Annotated in this window: 7 protein-coding genes (1 of these 7 running past the window's edge); 6 read left to right on the forward strand and 1 reads right to left on the reverse strand. The window is 74.2% G+C overall.

Annotated features, from left to right (window positions below; genetic code table 11):
* The 5 genes in view from ACH4LD_RS33790 to sbnB are tightly spaced (at most 49 nt apart) and all read left to right on the forward strand, a layout consistent with a single transcriptional unit that may run on beyond the window.
* Nucleotides 1-4,264, forward strand: the 3' end of a protein-coding gene (locus ACH4LD_RS33790) for an SDR family NAD(P)-dependent oxidoreductase (RefSeq protein WP_398057934.1). 16,850 nt of this gene lie to the left of the window's left edge; 4,264 of the gene's 21,114 nt are visible here — the last part of the coding sequence; its start codon lies beyond the left edge, outside the window; its stop codon occupies nucleotides 4,262-4,264.
* Nucleotides 4,261-11,961 (forward strand): amino acid adenylation domain-containing protein, encoded by a 7,701-nt coding sequence (locus ACH4LD_RS33795; RefSeq protein WP_398057935.1) that lies wholly within the window; start codon nucleotides 4,261-4,263, stop codon nucleotides 11,959-11,961. The genes ACH4LD_RS33790 and ACH4LD_RS33795 overlap by 4 nt, the downstream gene beginning before the upstream one ends.
* A 49-nt stretch (nucleotides 11,962-12,010) precedes the next feature.
* The gene (locus tag ACH4LD_RS33800; protein WP_398057936.1) at nucleotides 12,011-12,244 is read left to right on the forward strand and encodes an MbtH family protein; all 234 of its coding nucleotides are present in this window, start codon (nucleotides 12,011-12,013) and stop codon (nucleotides 12,242-12,244) included.
* The gene (gene sbnA, locus ACH4LD_RS33805; protein WP_398057937.1) at nucleotides 12,241-13,263 is read left to right on the forward strand and encodes a 2,3-diaminopropionate biosynthesis protein SbnA; all 1,023 of its coding nucleotides are present in this window, start codon (nucleotides 12,241-12,243) and stop codon (nucleotides 13,261-13,263) included. The genes ACH4LD_RS33800 and sbnA overlap by 4 nt, the downstream gene beginning before the upstream one ends.
* Nucleotides 13,254-14,276, forward strand: a complete 1,023-nt coding sequence (sbnB, locus tag ACH4LD_RS33810) for a 2,3-diaminopropionate biosynthesis protein SbnB (protein ID WP_398057938.1) — start codon at nucleotides 13,254-13,256, stop codon at nucleotides 14,274-14,276. Before sbnA ends, sbnB begins: the two co-directional genes overlap by 10 nt.
* 138 nt (nucleotides 14,277-14,414) lie before the next feature.
* Here sbnB and ACH4LD_RS33815 read toward each other — a convergent pair whose 3' ends face one another.
* A complete protein-coding gene (locus ACH4LD_RS33815) occupies nucleotides 14,415-15,704 on the reverse strand; it encodes an MFS transporter (RefSeq protein WP_398057939.1) in 1,290 nt (429 codons plus the stop codon).
* 440 nt (nucleotides 15,705-16,144) lie between these two features.
* Between ACH4LD_RS33815 and ACH4LD_RS33820 the strand changes: the two genes are divergently transcribed.
* The gene (locus ACH4LD_RS33820; RefSeq protein ID WP_398057940.1) at nucleotides 16,145-17,233 is read left to right on the forward strand and encodes an LLM class flavin-dependent oxidoreductase; all 1,089 of its coding nucleotides are present in this window, start codon (nucleotides 16,145-16,147) and stop codon (nucleotides 17,231-17,233) included.
* The last annotated feature ends 23 nt before the right edge of the window (nucleotides 17,234-17,256 follow it).

Raw genomic sequence — 17,256 nt, forward strand, 5'->3', positions numbered from 1 at the left:
GGTCGACGCCGCGCTCAAGAGCGTCCACGGCAGGGGCGACGTCCGCTACATCGCGGCCGACGCGGGAGACGTACAGGCGCTGCGCCGGGCCCGCGACGAGATCAGGGAGCGGCACGGGCGTGTCGACGGTGTCGTCCTCGCCGCGCTCGACCTGCGCGACCGGACGCTGGCCACCATGGACGAGGCGGACCTGCGCGCGAGCCTGACGGCCAAGGTCGACGTCACGGTCGCCGCGGCCCACATCTTCGCGGACGACGCGCTGGACTTCATGCTCTCCTTCTCCTCGATCCAGTCGTTCACGACCGCCGCGGGACAGGCCAACTACGCCGCCGGATCCACCTTCAGCGACGCCTACGCGCACCTGCTGTCCCACAGCGTGCCCGCAGCGGTGCGGGTGATGAACTGGGGCTGGTGGGGGAGCCTCGGCAGTGTCTCCTCCGACTTCTACCGGGAGCGGATGACGCGCGCCGGCCTGGTGTCGATCGAGCCACCGGAGGCCATGGCCGCACTCGGCCGGCTCCTCGGCGGACCGCTGACCCAGCTCAGCTTCGTCCCGACGTCCCGTCCCGACGCCCTCGCGGCCGTCTCCCCCACGACCCGGGTCACGGTCCACGAGAGCGGGCATCAGCCGGCCGAGGACGACGCGGTCGAACCCCTCGCCGCCTCGCGGGCCGATCGGGAACTGGCGCGTGAGACGGCCCGGTGGCGGCGCGACGAGCGCGATCCCCTGCTGGCCCGGCTCACCCGCGCGCACCTGGCGGCGCTGGGCGCCGTGCCCGGGGAAGGGGAGGCGGACACGGACCTCGCCCGTCTGCGCGACCGCGCCGGAATCCTGGAGCGCTACACGACGTGGCTCGACCACGCGCTGCGGACGGCTCCCCCCTCGGCACCGCCGCTCGGGGAGGTCGTGCGCGAGTGGGACGAGCGCCGCGCGGTGTGGTCGGCGGATCCGGACAGGAAGGCGGAACTCGCCCTGGTCGACGCCACCTTGCGGGCCCTGCCGGACATCCTCACCGGCACGACGCGTCCCACGGACGTCATGTTCCCGCGCGGCTCGATGGAACTCGTCGAGGGCTGCTACCGGGACAACCGGGTCGCCGACCTGTTCAACCGCGCCATGACCGACACCGCCGCCGGCCTGGTGGCGGAGCGCCTACGACGCGACCCCGGGGCGCGCCTGCGCATCCTGGAGATCGGCGCGGGCACCGGCGGAACGAGCGCCGGCATGTTCGAAGCGCTGCGCCCCTACCAGGACAGCATCGAGACCTACACCTACACCGACCTGTCCAAGGCGTTCCTGAACCACGCCCGGACCGCCTACGGCCCCCGGGTGCCGTACCTCGACTACGCGCTCTTCGACGCCGAGCGCCCGGTCGCGGACCAGGGCATCGTGCCCGGGAGCTACGACCTCGTCGTGGCCGCCAACGTCCTGCACGCCACCCGGGACACCCGCAACACCCTCCGCAACGCGAAGGCGGCGCTGCGCGAGGGGGGCTGGCTGCTGCTGAACGAGCTGGCCGCCTTCGACGTGTTCAGCCACCTCACCTTCGGCCTGCTGGAGGGCTGGTGGCTCTTCACGGACGCGGCACTGCGGATCCCGGGTTCGCCGGCGCTGTCGCCCGACACCTGGCGGCAGGTGCTGCGGGGCGAGGGCTTCTCGCGGGTCGTACCGGTGCTGCCGCACGCCCTTCCGCTCGGGCAGCAGGTCATCGCGGCGCGGAGCGACGGCGTCGTGCGACAGCAGGGCCCCACGGGGACGCCCCGTACGTCCGTGCCGCTGTCGTCGGAACCGCGTCGGCCAGGGCCGCAGCCGCAGTCACGCCCGCAGCCGCAGCCGCAGTCACACCCGCAGCCGCAGTCACGCCGGCAGTCACAGGCCACGCCCGCACCGGCCACGTCGGCCACGCCGACCCCGGCCACCGCCGCCCCGCAGGCCGCGCCCCCCGTCGACGCGATGGTCGGGTACCTGCGGCACAAGGCGGCGGCGACGCTCGGCATCCCCGCGGAGAAGATCGCCGCCGACGAACCCCTGAGCGCCTACGGGATGGACTCGATCCTCGTCCTGCGACTGACGAACGAACTGCGCGAGGATCTCGGTGACATCCCCTCCACGCTCCTCTTCGAGCGGGAGACCCTCGACGAGCTGGCCGACCACTTCCTGGCCACGCATGGCGAGCGGGCACAGGCCCTGCTGGCGCGCCTGCGCCCGGCGGACACCGCCCCGACGACGGCACCGGACGCACCCCCCGCACCGGCGCGCTCCCCGCTGTCGCAGGTGCAGACGGGCATCTGGACGGAGCAGCGGACCAGCCCGGAGCTGACCGCCTACAACGTTCCCGTCGCCTGGGAGCTGACCGGCGACCTGGACGAGCGGGCCCTGGAAGAGGCGTGCCGTGCCCAGCTCCGGCTGCACCCGGTGCTCGGCGCGGTCGTCCGCGAGGAGGACGGCGTGCCCCACCTGGAGTTCGGCCGGTCGCACGGGCCGCTGTTCGAGAAGGTCGAGGTCACGTCGGCATCCCTGGAGAAGCAGATCGAGGCCCTGCGGGAACTCGCGAGCGCCCCCTTCGACCTGGAGAACGGACCGCTCCTGCGGGTGCACCTGGTGACCGCCCCCGCGTCCGACGGCGGCGGTGAGCGCCGCCTGCTGCTCGTCACCGCGCACCACATCGTCCTCGACGGGACCTCGGCCGCGCTGCTGGCCGGCTCCATCGCCTCGGCGTACCGCGCGGCGCTGCGGCCGGGGGACGCGCAGGACCCGCCGGTGAGCGCCGACTACACCGAGTTCGTCGAGTGGGAGGCCCGGATGCTGGCCGGCCCCGAGGGCGAGGCCCATCGCGCCTACTGGGTCCGGGAGCTGCGCGCGCCGCGCGCACCCCTGGCCCTGCCCATGGCCCGGCCCGCCGAGGAGCGGTCGCGGACCCGGACGGAAGTCGCCGTGGTGACCCTGACGCCGGAGCTCTCCGCGGCGCTCACGCGGCGCGCCCGGGAGACCCGGGTCAGTGCCACGGTGCTCTTCCTCGCCTCCTACCTGGCGTTCCTGCACCGGGCCACCGGACAGAGCGACCTGACGGTCGGCCTGCCGAACGCGGGCCGGGCGCAGGCGCGGTTCTCCGAGGTCATCGGCCACTTCGTGAACCTCCTGCCGATCCGCGTCACGGTCGGCGCCGGCCCCTTCACCGATCTGCTGACGGCGGTCCGGCGGGCCGTCGTGAACGGCCTGGAGCACGGCGCGTACCCGTTCTCGGAGATCGTCCGGGCGCTCGGTGAGGAGCGCGGGGGTACCGCGGCCGGCCTCGTCCGGACCTGCCTGTCGTTCCAGAACTTCGAAGGGGCCGAGCTCTTCTCCGAGGAGGCCACGGCGGAACCGGGTGAACTGGGTCTGCGGCCCCTGGACGGCGTGTTCCAGCAGAGCGCGTTCGAGCTGACGGCCGAGATCTACCAGCAGGCCGGGGTCTTCAAGATCCTCTGGAAGTACGACGCGGGCCGCTACGACGCCGCCACGGCGCGGGACCTGCTCGACGAGTGGCTGGACCTGCTCGAACAGGTGGCACACGACACCGGTCTGCGACTGGAGACCCCCACGGCTCCGAAGACCGCCGTGGAGTCCGGGACGCCGATGGCGGACGGGGCGTCCACGGGGGATGGGACCCCCACGGCGGATGGGACGCCCATGGCGGACGGGACCCTCGCGGCGGACGGGACGCCCACGGCGGATGGGACGCCCATGGCGGATGAGACGCCCACGGAGGTTGGGACGCCGACGGCGGATGGGACGCCCACGGCCTCCGAGCCCTCCACGTCGGATGGGGCCTCCGCGGCGGATGGGACGCCCACGGAGGTTGGGACGCCCACGGCCTCCGAGCCCTCCACGGCGGCCGAGCCCCCCACGGCCTCGGAGCCTCCCACGGCGGCCGAGCCCCCCACGGCCCCGGAGAGCCCCGCCACCCCGGAACGGGCCCCGCGGGAACGAGCCCCGCGCCCCCCGCGGAACGCCCGCGAGGAGACGCTGTGCCGGCTGTTCGGTGACGTCCTCGGCCGGGACGGCGTCGGGGTGGACGACAACTTCTTCGCCCTGGGCGGCTATTCGCTCCTGGCGATCCGGCTGGCCTCCCGCGCGCGTGCCGCGCTCGGCGTGGAGGTGCCGGTCAGAGACGTGTTCCGGGCGCCGACCCCCGCGGGGCTGGCGGCGCTGCTGGACCAGCCGGCCGCCCGGCGACAGCGACCGAAGCTCCGCAAGGTGACCAACAAGGGAGAGACCTCATGATTCCGTTGTCCTACGCACAGCGGGGACTGTGGTTCCAGCACAGGTTCGAGGGCCCCAGCGCCACCTACAACATGCCCCTGGTGCTGCGGCTCGCCGGGGAGCTCGACCGGGACGCGCTGGAGTCGGCGCTGCGGGACGTCGTCGCCCGGCACGAGGCGCTGCGGACGGTCTTCCCGGAGGAGGCCGGGGAGGCCCGACAACTGGTCCTCGACCCCGACGCCGGCTGGACCGGGATGCGGACGCTCTCGCTCGCGCCGCGGGACGTGCCGCGGGCCGTGGAGGCGGCGGCCCGGCACGCCTTCGACCTGTCCGCCGAGCCTCCCCTGCGCGCGACGCTGATCGAGGTCACGCCGCGCGACCGGGTGCTGGTGCTGGTGCTCCACCACATCGCCTGCGACGGCGCCTCACTGGGCCCGCTGGCCCGGGACCTGTCCGAGGCCTACCGCGCGCGGCTGGCCGGCCGGGCGCCGGCCTGGACCCCGCTGCCGGTGCAGTACTCCGACTACACCCTGTGGCAGCGCGAGCTGCTGGGAGACCCGGACGACCCCGACAGCGCGCTCTCGCAGCAGGTCGCCTACTGGCGCGAGGCGCTGGACGGCATCCCCGAGGAGCTGTCGCTGCCGTACGACAGACCGCGCCCCGCGGTCGCGTCCTACGCGGGCGGCTACGTGCCGTTCGAGATCCCCGCCACCGTGCACGAGAGCCTGCGGCAGGTCGCGCGCGGGCACGACGCGACGCTGTTCATGGTGCTGCACGCCGCGCTGGCCGCCCTGCTCTCCCGGCTGGGCGCGGGCGACGACGTGCCGATCGGCTTCGACGTGGCCGGCCGGCAGGAGGAAGACCTCCAGGACCTCGTCGGCTTCTTCGTGAACACGCTGGTCCTGCGGGCGGACGTGTCCGGGGACCCGTCCTTCGGCGAACTGCTCGCCCGGGTGCGCCGCACCGCGCTGGCCGCCTACGCGCACCAGGACGTGCCCTTCGAGCACCTGGTCGGCACACTGGCCCCGGCCCGGTCGGCGGCCCGCCACCCGCTGTTCCAGGTGGAGCTGGTCGTGGAGGCCGGGGAGCGCACCGGCTTCGCCCTGCCCGGGCTCGGGGTGAGCGCGGAGATGGAGGGCACCGGCCGCTCCCGCTTCGACCTGATGTTCTCCGTGCACGAGCGGACCACGCCCGACGGTTCCGGGGCGGGGATGTCGGGTGTCGTCGAGTACGCCGCCGACCTGTTCGACCGGGACACCGTCGAGCGGCTCGTCGCCCGCTTCGTCCGCGTCCTGGAACAGGTGTCGGCCGACCCGGCGACGCGCGTACGGCAGCTGGAACTGCTCTCGGCCGAGGAGCGCCACCAGGTGCTGTCCGGCTGGAACGACACGGCGGGTGCCGCCGACGCCGAGGACCTGGTGGAACGCGTCCGCAAGGCCGCCGCCGAGACACCGGACGCGACAGCGGTGGTGGACGCCTCGGGCGAACTCACCTACGCCGAACTGCTCGCCCGCGCGGCCGGCGTGTCCGCCGCGCTGCGGGAGGTGCCCGGCTGGGCACCCGGTGAGGTGGTCGCGATCCTCGCCGACCCCGGCGCCTGGTTCGTCGCCGGCGTCCTCGGCGTGCTGGGCGCCGCGGGGGCCTACGTGCCGCTCGATCCCCAGGCCCCGGAGGCCCGCTCCGCCGCCGCGCTCGCGGACTCCGGCGCACGGGTCCTGCTGGCGGGCACCGGCCGGGAGACCGCCGCCGCCCGGATCGCGGCCGAGTCCGGCGGCGGGGCCCAGGTGCTGGCACTCGGCGGGGACACGGGCGCGTGGGCCGGGCCGTGGCCCGCGCTGTCGGCCGATCCGCTGGACCTGGCCTACGTGATTTTCACCTCGGGCTCCACCGGCCGCCCGAAGGGCGCCATGGTCCACCGGGCGGGCATGGCCAACCACCTCGCCGCGAAGACCGAGGACCTGCGGCTGACCGCCGGGGACCTGGTGGTGCAGAACGCGCCGCTCACCTTCGACGTCTCCGTCTGGCAGATGCTCGCCCCGCTCGCGGTGGGCGGCCGGGTCCGTGTCGTCGACCACGCCACGGCCACCGACCCCCGTGCGCTGTTCGGCCTGGTGGAGAGCGAGGGCGTCACCGTCCTCGAAGTGGTGCCCTCCCTGCTGCTCACCGCGCTCGACACCTGGGACGAGACGCCGTTCGCCCCGGATCTCACCGGCCTGCGCCTGCTGGTGGTCACCGGTGAGGAGCTGCCGCCGGAGCTGTGCGAGCGGTGGTTCGCCCGCTACCCCGAGGTGCCGCTGGTCAACGCGTACGGCCCCACCGAGTGCTCGGACGACGTGACCCACGCGGTGCTGACCGGGCCGGTGGGCGCCGCACGGGTGCCGATCGGCCGCCCGGTGCGCCACACCCGGCTCCACGTGCTGGACGACGCCCTGCGACCGGTGCCGGTCGGCGTGGCCGGCGAGCTGTACGTGGCCGGTGCGGGAGTGGGGCGCGGTTACGTGGGCGACCCCGCGCGCACCGCGGTGACCTTCGTGCCCGACCCGTACTCCCCGGACCCCGGCGGACGGATGTACCGCACGGGCGACCAGGTGCGCCGGCGCGCCGACGGCCAGCTCGAATTCCTCGGCCGCCGCGACTTCCAGGTGAAGATACGCGGCCACCGCGTCGAACTGGGCGAGATCGAGGCCGTACTGCGCGGCGCTCCCGGGGTGACCGGTGCGATCGTCGTCGCCCGGCACGACCAGGCCGGCCGCGCCCAGCTGTGCGGCTACGTCACCGGTGCCGCCGACGCCGCAGCCGTCCGCGCCCACGCGGCCGGCCACCTGCCCGGCCACATGGTTCCCGCAGCGGTCCTCGTCCTGGGCGCGTTCCCGCTGACCCCGCACGGAAAGATCGACCGCCGGGCGCTGCCCGAGCCCGAGCTGGGAACGGACGGCGCGTCCCGTCCCGCGCGCACCGCCGCCGAGGAGATGCTCTGCGGCCTCTTCGCCGAGGTCCTGAAGGTGCCGCAGGTCGGTGTCGACGACGGCTTCTTCGACCTGGGCGGCCACTCGCTGCTGGCGACCCGGCTGGCCTCCCGCGTGCGCAGCGTCTTCGGCGTCGAACTCCCCGTCCGCGAGGTCTTCGAGGCTCCGACGCCGGCGGCGCTGGCGCCGCGCCTGGACACCTCGTCCGCCGCCCGGCCGGAACTCTCCCGCAGGACCCGCCCCGACGCCGTTCCGCTGTCCTACGCGCAGCAGCGGCTGTGGTTCCTGCACCGCATGGAGGGACCCACCGCCACGTACAACATGCCCGTGGTCATGCGGCTGACCGGCGACCTGGACACGGCCGCGCTGGAGGCGTCCCTGCGCGACCTCATGGCCCGGCACGAGAGCCTGCGCACCGTCTTCCCCGAGGCGGCGGGGGTGCCCCGGCAGCAGGTGCTGGAGGTCGAACAGGCCTGGCCGGGTCTGGAGATCGTGCCCGTGCCCGAGGACGGCGTCGGCGCGGCCGTCGAGGCCGCCGCCCGGTACGGATTCGACCTGTCCCGCGAGGCCCCGCTGAGGGCGACGCTGCTGGAGGTGTCCGCACGCGAGCGGACCCTCGTCCTGCTGCTGCACCACATCGCCAGTGACGGCTGGTCGCTGTCGCCCCTCGCGCGGGACCTCGCGCAGGCCTACGAGGCCCGCGCGCAAGGCCGCGCCCCGGACTGGTCCGGGCTGCCGGTCCAGTACGCGGACTACGCGCTGTGGCAGCGGGAGATCCTCGGCGAACCGGATGATCCGGACAGCGTGCTGGCCCGGCAGGTGGCGTACTGGCGGCAGGAGCTGGCCGGCGCGCCCGAGGAACTCGTCCTGCCCCACGACCGGCCCCGCCCGGCGGTGGCGTCGCACGAGGGCGGCTTCGTCACCTTCACCCTGGGCGCCGAACTGCACGAGGGCATGCTGCGGATCGCCCGCGAGCACGATGTCACCCTCTTCATGGTCCTCCAGGCCGGGCTGGCCGCGCTGCTGTCACGGCTGGGCGCCGGTGAGGACGTGCCGATCGGCTTCGGTGCCGCCGGGCGGCTGGACGAGGCCCTCGACGACCTGGTGGGCTTCTTCGTCAACACGCTCGTGCTCCGCGCGGACCTGACCGGGAACCCGACCGTCGCCGAGCTGCTGGCACGCGTCCGGCGGACGTCGCTCGCCGCGTACGCCCACCAGGACGTGCCGTTCGAACACCTGGTCAGTGCCCTGGCCCCGGCCCGCTCGGCCTCGCGCCACCCGCTCTACCAGGTCGCGCTCGTCCTGCAGAACAACCAGCACGCCGAGTTCGAACTGCACGGCCTGGAGGCCGGACTGGAGTGGGCGCGGAAGGGCACGTCCCAGATCGACCTGCTCTTCTCGCTGAGCGAGCGGGAGCACGCGGACCGCTCCGTGGCCGGCCTGCACGGCTTCGTCGAGTACGCCACCGATCTGTTCGACCGCTCCACGGTGGAACAGATGGTCGGGCGCCTGCTGCGGGTCCTGGAACAGATGGTGGCCGACACCGGCGCGCGCGTCGGCCGTCTGGAGGTCCTGGACGCGGACGAGCGCCGGGCGCTGCTGAGCGCGCGCGGCGAGACGACGGTGAGCCGAGCGGGTGCCCCCGGCACCTTCCCCGCGCTGTTCGAGGCGCACGTCGTCGCGGCGCCGCACGCGCCGGCCGTCGTCCACGACGAGCGGATCCTGACGTACGCGGAGCTGGACGCCCGGGCCAACCGGCTGGCCCGGCACCTGGCGGGCACGGGCGTGGGACCGGAGGACGTGGTCGCGGTGGTCCTGCCGCGTTCGGCGGACCTGGTGGTGACCGCGCTCGGCGTGCTCAAGGCCGGCGCGGCGTACCTGCCGGTGGACCCCGGTTACCCGGCCGAGCGGATGGCGTACATGCTGGCGGACGCCGGCCCGGTGGCCCTGATCACCGACGGCCGCACCGCCGCCCGGCTGCCGCACTCCGGCGGCCCGCGCCTCCTCCTGGACAGCCCCGGCCTGGCCCGGACGCTGGCGGAGCTGCCGGGCACGCCCCTGACCGACGCCGAGCGCGTGGGGCCGCTGCGGCCCGCGAACGCCGGGTACGTCATCTACACCTCCGGGTCCACCGGCCGCCCCAAGGGCGTCGTCGTCCCCCACTCCGGCCTGCCCAGCCTGGCAGCGGCCCAGGCGGCGCACCTCGGCGCCGACGCCTCCAGCAGGGTGCTGCAACTGGCCTCGCCGGGCTTCGACGCGTCCGTGTGGGAGATGCTGATGGCGCTCGCCTCCGGGGGCACCCTGGTGGTCCCGGACGTCGAGGGCCCGCTGGCCGGGGAGGAACTGGCGGCCGCGCTGGCGTCCGGAGGGGTCACCCACCTGACGGTCACCCCGTCCGCGCTGGAGTCCCTGCCCGAGGGAAGCGAGACGTCCCTGGACGACCTGCGCGTCCTCGTGGCCGCCGGGGAGGCGTGCTCGCCCGCGCTGGCGGCGCGGTGGTCCGCCGGACGCCGGATGGTCAACGCGTACGGGCCGACCGAGACGACGGTGTGCGCCACCATGAGCGAGGCGCTGACCGGCGGGGCGGCCGACGGCGGAGCCGTCCCGATCGGCCGTCCCGTCCACGACGCGCGGGTGTACGTCCTGGACGAGCATCTCCGCCCGGTCCCCACCGGGGTCGCCGGCGAGCTGTACGTGGCCGGCGCCGGGATCGCGCGCGGCTACCGGGGGCAGGCGCCGCTCACCGCGAGCCGGTTCGTCGCCTGTCCGTTCGGCGCGCCGGGCGAGCGCATGTACCGCACCGGAGACCTGGCGGCCTGGACGCGGGACGGACAGCTGGTCTTCCGGGGACGCGCGGACGACCAGGTGAAGGTCCGCGGCCACCGGGTGGAGCCCGGCGAGGTCGAGGCGCGGCTCTCCGAGCACCCCTGGGTGCGCCGGGCGGCCGTGGTGCCGCGCGAGGACGTACCCGGTGACACCCGGCTGGTGGCGTACGTCGTCCCGGACACCGGCACCGACGACGACACCGGCACCGACCCCCGGGCCGGCACCGGCGGGGAGCTGGTGGGTGACTGGCGGGAGATCCACGACCAGGTGTACGCCGGAGCCGGGGACGCGCCCTGGGACGAGGACTTCCGAGGCTGGGACAGCAGCTACGACGGCCGTCCGATCCCCGTCGAGCAGATGCGGCAGTGGCGGGACTCGGCGGTCCGGCTGATCCGGGAACTGCGTCCGCGCCGCGTCCTGGAGATCGGTGTGGGATCCGGGCTGCTGCTGGCGCGGCTGGCGGGCTCGTGCGAGACCTACTGGGGCACGGACCTCTCCCAGGAGGCCGTGGACCGGCTGGAACGGCACCTGGCCGACGTGCCGGCACTCGCCGGACGCGTCCGGCTGAGCTGCCTGCCCGCCGACTCCCTCGACGGCCTGCCCACCGGTCACTTCGACACCGTGGTGCTCAACTCGGTGGCGCAGTACTTCCCCGACGCCCGGTACCTGACCCAGGTCATCGACCGTGCCCTGGACCTGCTGGCACCGGGCGGGGCCATGGTCGTCGGAGACGTGCGCAACCTCAGGACGCTCCGTGCTCTGCGGACCGGCGTCGCCTGCCGGCGCCTGCCCGCCGCGACACCCCCCGCCCGGCTGCGGGCGGCGGTGGACCAGTCGGTGGCGGCGGAGGAGGAGCTCGTCGTCGCCCCCGGGTTCTTCACCGCGCTGGCGGCCGGCGACCCCCGCGTGGCCGGGGTCGACATCCGGCTCAAGCGCGGCTCGTTCCACAACGAACTGACCTGCCACCGCTACGAGGTGGTGCTGCACAAGGCGGCTCCGGACCAGAACGGACTGCCCGCACCGGCACGGGAGGTGCCCGGGGACGAGGCCCGGAGGGGCCAGGTCCCGGTGGGCGAGGTCCCGCACCGGCGGTGGGAGGACATCGCCACGGAGGGCTCCGACGCCTCCGTGGATCTCGCCGCCCTGCTGGCCTCCTCCCCGTCCGGGCTGCGCGTCACCGGGATCCCCAACGGCCGGATCACGGGCGAGTTCCACGCGGCCGAGGCGATGCTCCGGGACGAGGACGCGCACGGAGCGCTGGAACTGCTCCGCGGGGCGGGCCTGGACCCCGAGGAACTGTGCCGTCTCGGCGAGGCCCACGGCATGCGCTCCGTGCCCACCTGGAACGCCGGCCGCGACGACCTGTTCGACATCCTGTACCTGCCCGCCGACGCCACCGGACCGGTGCAGGCCTACGCCGGGGCGGCGGCGGCAGGCACCGCACTCGCCAACGACCCGTCGGCCGCCCGCCGGCGCCGGCGCCGTGCCGCCGGCACCCCCGCCGTCCTCCAGGAGTACCTGGCGGACGTCCTGCCGGCCGCCATGGTGCCCGCGGCGATCGTGGTCCTGGACGACCTGCCGGTCACGCCGAACGGAAAGGTGGACCGGCGGGCGCTGCCGGCACCGGACTTCGGTGCGCCGGCACAGCCCTCCCGGGCACCGGGCAATCCGCGGGAGGAGGCCCTGTGCGCGCTGTTCGCCGAGATCCTCGGCCTCGAACGGGTGGGCGCCGAGGACGACTTCTTCCGGATGGGCGGCCACTCGCTGCTGGCGACCCGGCTCGCGTCCCGGGTGCGCAGCGTGCTGGGGGCGGAACTGCCCGTGCGCGCGGTGTTCGAGGCGCCGACGCCCGCCCGGCTGGCGGTCCGGCTGTCCGCCGGGAGCAGCGCCCCGGCCCGCCCCCGGCTGCGCCGGATGGCGCGCTGACCCCCCATTTCGTAATCGACCTGAAAACCTGTGAAAAGGGAGATCCGCTGTGACGAACCCGTTCGACAACCCCGAAGGGCGCTTTCTCGTTCTCGTCAACCACGAGGGCCAGCATTCACTGTGGCCGGCCTTCGCGGATGTGCCGGCCGGATGGCAGACGGTGTTCGGCGAGGACAGCCGGGAGGCCTGCCTCGCCCACATCGAGGCGAACTGGACGGACATGCGTCCCAAGAGCCTGATCGCGGCCATGGACTCAGCGGCACGGGGAACGACCGACCGATGACAGGCGAGACCCGAGCACCCGGCATTCTCTCGACGATCGGATCCACACCGCTCGTCGAACTCACCAGGATTTTCCCGGACGACCGCGTCAAGGTCTATGCCAAGCTGGAAGGCTTCAATCCCGCGGGCAGTATCAAGGACCGTCCCGCGGTCACCATGCTCCGCGAGAAAATCCGCCGGGGGGAGCTGATCCCGGGAAAGTCCGTGGTCGTGGAGTCCAGTTCGGGCAACCTCGGAATCGGCCTGGCCCAGGTCTGCCGGTACTTCGATCTGCGCTTCATCTGTGTGGTCGACCCGCGGGCCAACCAGCAGAACCTCGCGATCATGCGCGCCCTCGGTGCCGAGGTCGACCTGGTCACCGAGCCGGACGAGGCGACCGGCGACTACCTGCCGAGCCGGCTGCGCAGGGTGCGCGAACTGGTGCGCGCCGTACCGGGCGCCTACTGGCCCGATCAGTACGGCAACGAACTCAACGCCGCCGCCCACTGGACCACCATGCGGGAGATCGTCGAGGGACTGCCCGGCGGGCACCTGGACTACCTGTTCTGCTCGGCGAGTTCCTGCGGGACCCTGCGGGGCTGCGCGGAGTACGCGCGCGAGCACCGGCTGCCGGCGGAGATCGTCGCCGTGGACGCGCTCGGCAGCGCGATCTTCGACGCGTTCCCCCCGGCGGTGCGGCGCAAGCTCCCCGGCCACGGCGCCGCCCTCCGGCCGGCGCTGTACGCGCCCGGCCTGGCCGACCGGGTCGTCCACGTCAGCGACCAGGAGAGCGTCGCCGGCTGCCGCCACCTGGTGGCCACGGAGGCGATCCTGGCCGGCGGTTCGTCGGGGGCCGTGGTCGCGGCGCTGGCCCGGCTGCGTCCGCACCTGCCGGCCGGCTCGACCTGCGTCCTCGTCTTCCCCGACCGCGGCGAGCGCTACCTGAACACCGTCTACGACGACACCTGGACCGCCGCCCACCTGGGTCCCATCCCGGTCGTCCCCGGCACCGCAAAAGAGGAGCAGTTCGCATGCTTGTGATCGGAAACGCCATCGTCCGCGAGGTGCTGGACGGACGTGACGGCGACGTCCTGGACGCCGTCCGGCGCGCCTACACGGCCCACGCGGCGGGACGGTCCGCCGTTCCCCACTCCGTCTTCCTCCGCTTCCCGGAGCACCCCAAAAACCGCATCATCGGACTCCCCGCGCATCTGGGCGGCGCGGACGAGATCGCGGGAATCAAGTGGATCTCCTCCTTCCCCGACAACGTCGAGGCGGGCCTGGAGCGGGCCTCGGCGGCGATCATCCTCAACTCGCTGCGCACCGGTCACCCGGAGGCACTGATCGAGGCCTCGGTCGTCTCGGCACGCCGTACGGCGGCGAGTGCGGCACTCGCCGCGGCGGCGATGCCCGGTGCCGCCGCGGAGACCTCGGTGTCGCTGATCGGCTGCGGTGTGATCAACCGGGAGGTCCTCCGCTTCCTGCGCGTGGCCGTACCGGGGATCCGGTCGGTCCGCCTCTTCGACCTGAACCGCCGGCGAGCCCTGGACTTCGCGCGGTCCTGCCCACCCGGCCTGGAGGTCGAGGTGGCCGAGACGATCGGTGAGGCGATGGCGGCGAGCCCGCTGGTGTCCCTCGCCTCGACGGCGGCCGTCCCGCACGTCGGCCTCGAACACTGCCGGCCCGGGACGCTCGTACTGCACCTGTCCCTGCGGGACCTGACACCCGAGTCGGTGCTGGAGGCCGTGAACGTCGTCGACGACGCGGACCATGTCTGCCGCGCCGCCACCTCCGTCCACCTGGCCGAACAACTCGTCGGCAACCGCGACTTCATCAGCGCCGCCATCGGCGGGATCCTCTCCACGGGGGAGCCGTACCGGCGCGACCCCGGCAAGGTCACCGTCTTCTCCCCGTTCGGCCTGGGCATCCTGGACCTCGCGGTGGCGCGGCTGGTCCGCGACGTGGCGGTCGACCGCGGATGGGGCGTGCGGCACGACGACTTCCTGCCGCACAGCCGGGCGGCGGCACCCGACGTGCTGGGCGCGGCCGGGTAGAGCCGCGGGGCCGGGGCCGCCCTGTCCCGGTCACGGGCCGGCCGTGGCTTGGAAGCACCAGGCCGCGGCCCGCCGGACGCTGCGCACAGCGCCCCGAGGACGCCCCGGCGACCCGTGGCGTGCGGCCGGGCCCGGCCGTCAGGCGGACGGTTCCACCGGGGCCTCAGCATCCCGTGCGCCGGGCCGCGTGTCCGAGGGCGAGCCGGTGGACCGGGAGGCCCCCGCCGCCAGGCGTGGGCTGATCAGCGCGGCCACGAGCAGCAGGACACCACCCGTGAGGAACGGAGCACGCAGCCCGAACGCGTGCGCGGCCAGGCCACCCGTCGCGGCACCGAGCGCGCTGGCGCATCCGGTGACCATCTGGTAGGCCACCGTCACACGTCCCAGCAGCACGTTGGGCACGAGCGACTGACGCTGTGTCAGCACGGTGACGTTCCAGACGGCGTTGACGGCGCCGTACACGGCGATGCCGCATCCGGCGGCCAGGCCCCACGGCGCGGCACCGGTGGCCACGACGGAGAGCGCGCCCCCCACCAGCGCCAGCCGCAGCAGGCGTCCGGGGCCGGCCCACCGGACCATGCGCGGTGTCACGGCGGCTCCGGCGACGGCGCCGAGGGCGGACCCGGCGAGCAGCAGGGAGTAGCCGAAGCCGGACATGCCCAGGGTGTTCCGGGCGTACAGGACCAGAACGGAGATCACTCCGACGCCGACGAGATTGCAGATGCCCGTCACCAGGCACAGCCGGCGCAGCTGCCGATGCCGCCAGAGCCATCGGACGCCCTCGACCGTGTCGCGTCGCAGCAGTGCGGCGGTGGGCTTCGGTCCCCCCGCCGCACGCGGCCGGAAGTCCCCGCTCAGGGTCATGACGAGGAGCGCGGCGAGCCCGAAGGAGACCGCGTCCAGGGCGAAAGGAAGAGCGGCGGAGACGGCGAACACCACGGAGCCCAGGGGAGTCCCGATGAGGGTGTTGCTCGTCAGCGCGCCCATGTGCAGGCGGGCGTTGGCAGAGGCGCGCGCCTCGGGCGGCACCAGCGTCGGCACGAGCCCCGACCACGCCCCTCCGTGCAGGACGAAACCGCATCCCAGGAGGAAGGCGAAGACCGCGAGAGCGGGGACCGACACCATGTGTGCCGCCACCGCGAACGCGAGGGAGCCGGCCACGACCGCCCGTCCGGAGTCGACCGCCGCCATGATCCCGCGGCGGTCGAAGCGATCCGCGAGCGCTCCGGCCACCGGGCCGAGCAGCAACCAGGGGAGTTGTTCGGCCAAGGAGACCATGGCGGTCCGCACCGGGTCGTCGGTGAGCTGAGCGGCGAGCAGGGGCAGGGAGACCAGGCGCAGGCCGTCCCCGAGGCCGGACACGACCACGGCGGCCCAGGCCCGTCGGAATCCTGAGCCCAGCCGCTTGCCACGGCTGACATGAGACATGGGGGTCCTTGCAGTAGGAGGTGGAGCCCGCCGGAACCTTCACGGCGAACCGCCCGGCGGGACGGCTGACGTGGCTCGCCCGGTGGGACGGCTGACGCGAATTGCCTGGCGGGACCTTCACGGCGAACCGCCCGGCGGGACGGCTGACGTGGCTCGCCCGGTGGGACGGCCGACGCGGCCCGCCCGGTGGGACGGCCGACGCGAACCGCCCGGCGGGACGGCCCACGCGGCCCGCCCGGCAGGGCGTTCGCCCGCCCGGTCGGCGGCATTGTCCCGAGCCCGGATCTTCGGGTGATCCGCGCTGATCGAGCAGGCCCGGGCGCTGCCGCCGCGGGTGCGCCGCCGACGGTCCGCCGGCCGTTGATGCGTTGCGTATCGCGCTGGAAAACAGTGGTGCCCTCCATCGGCGCCCAGGCGCCCATCAAGAGAGGCCGGATGCCATGCCCGTCGAGTTCGTCGGCGCCCTCTTCACCGGTGACGGTTCCGAGGTCCGCCCCCGTACCACCGCTGTCCTCGACCGCGACTACGCCCTGCGACTGGCCCGGGCCCACGAGGACCACGGCTGGGACCGGGTGCTCGTCGCCTACTCCGCCGGAACCCCCGACCCGGTGACCGTCTCCACCTACATCGCGGCCAGGCTCGACAGGCTCCGGATCCTGCTGGCGCACCGTCCGAACGCCTGCCACCCCACCGTGGCCGCGCGGACCTTCGCCACCCTGGACCAGCTCAGCGGCGGCCGGCTCGCCGTCCACTTCATCTCGGGCGGCAGCCAGGCGGACCAGGAGCGCGAGGGCGACTTCCTGACGAAGGACGAACGCTACGCCCGCACCGGCGAGTACATGCGCATCGTCAAGAAGGCCTGGACGGCCCGGGAACCCTTCAGTCACGAGGGCACCCACTACCGCTTCAAGGACTTCCACCCCCTGTTCCCGCCGGCCCAGCCCGCCGGCCCCCGCATCTCCTTCGGCGGCTCGTCCCCCGCGGCGTTCGCGGTCGGCGGAGCCGAGGCCGACGTCTACGCCTTCTGGGGTGAGCCGCTCGCCCACACCGCCGCCGAGATCGAGAAGGTGAGGGCGGCCGCACGCGCGGCCGGGCGGACCGACATGCCGCGCATCCAGGTGGGTTTCCGCCCGATCATCGCGCCGACCGAGGAACTCGCCTGGGAGAAGGCGCGCCGCCTCGGGGCCGCGGTCGCGGCGAGGAGGTTCTCCCTGGGTGAGGCCGAGAACACCGCCTCCCGGCGGCTCGCGGCGATCGCCAGGGAGGGCGAACGGTACGACCGCGCGCTGTGGACCGGGATCGCCTCCCTCGTCGGCGGGATCAACGACTGCAACGCGCTGGTCGGCACCCCGGAGACGGTCGCGCAGGCCCTGCTCGACTACTACGACCTCGGCGTCGACGTCTTCACCCTCCGCGGCTACGACTACATCGACGACACGATCGACATCGGCCGGTACGTGATCCCGATCGTCCGGGAGGAGGTGGCCAAGCGGGACTCCGAGGCCGGCGGGCGGCGCGCCGACGGCTGATCGTCGCCGACGGCTCGGCGGCG

This window comes from Streptomyces sp. NPDC017676 (genome assembly GCF_044329325.1).
GTDB lineage: Bacteria > Actinomycetota > Actinomycetes > Streptomycetales > Streptomycetaceae > Streptomyces.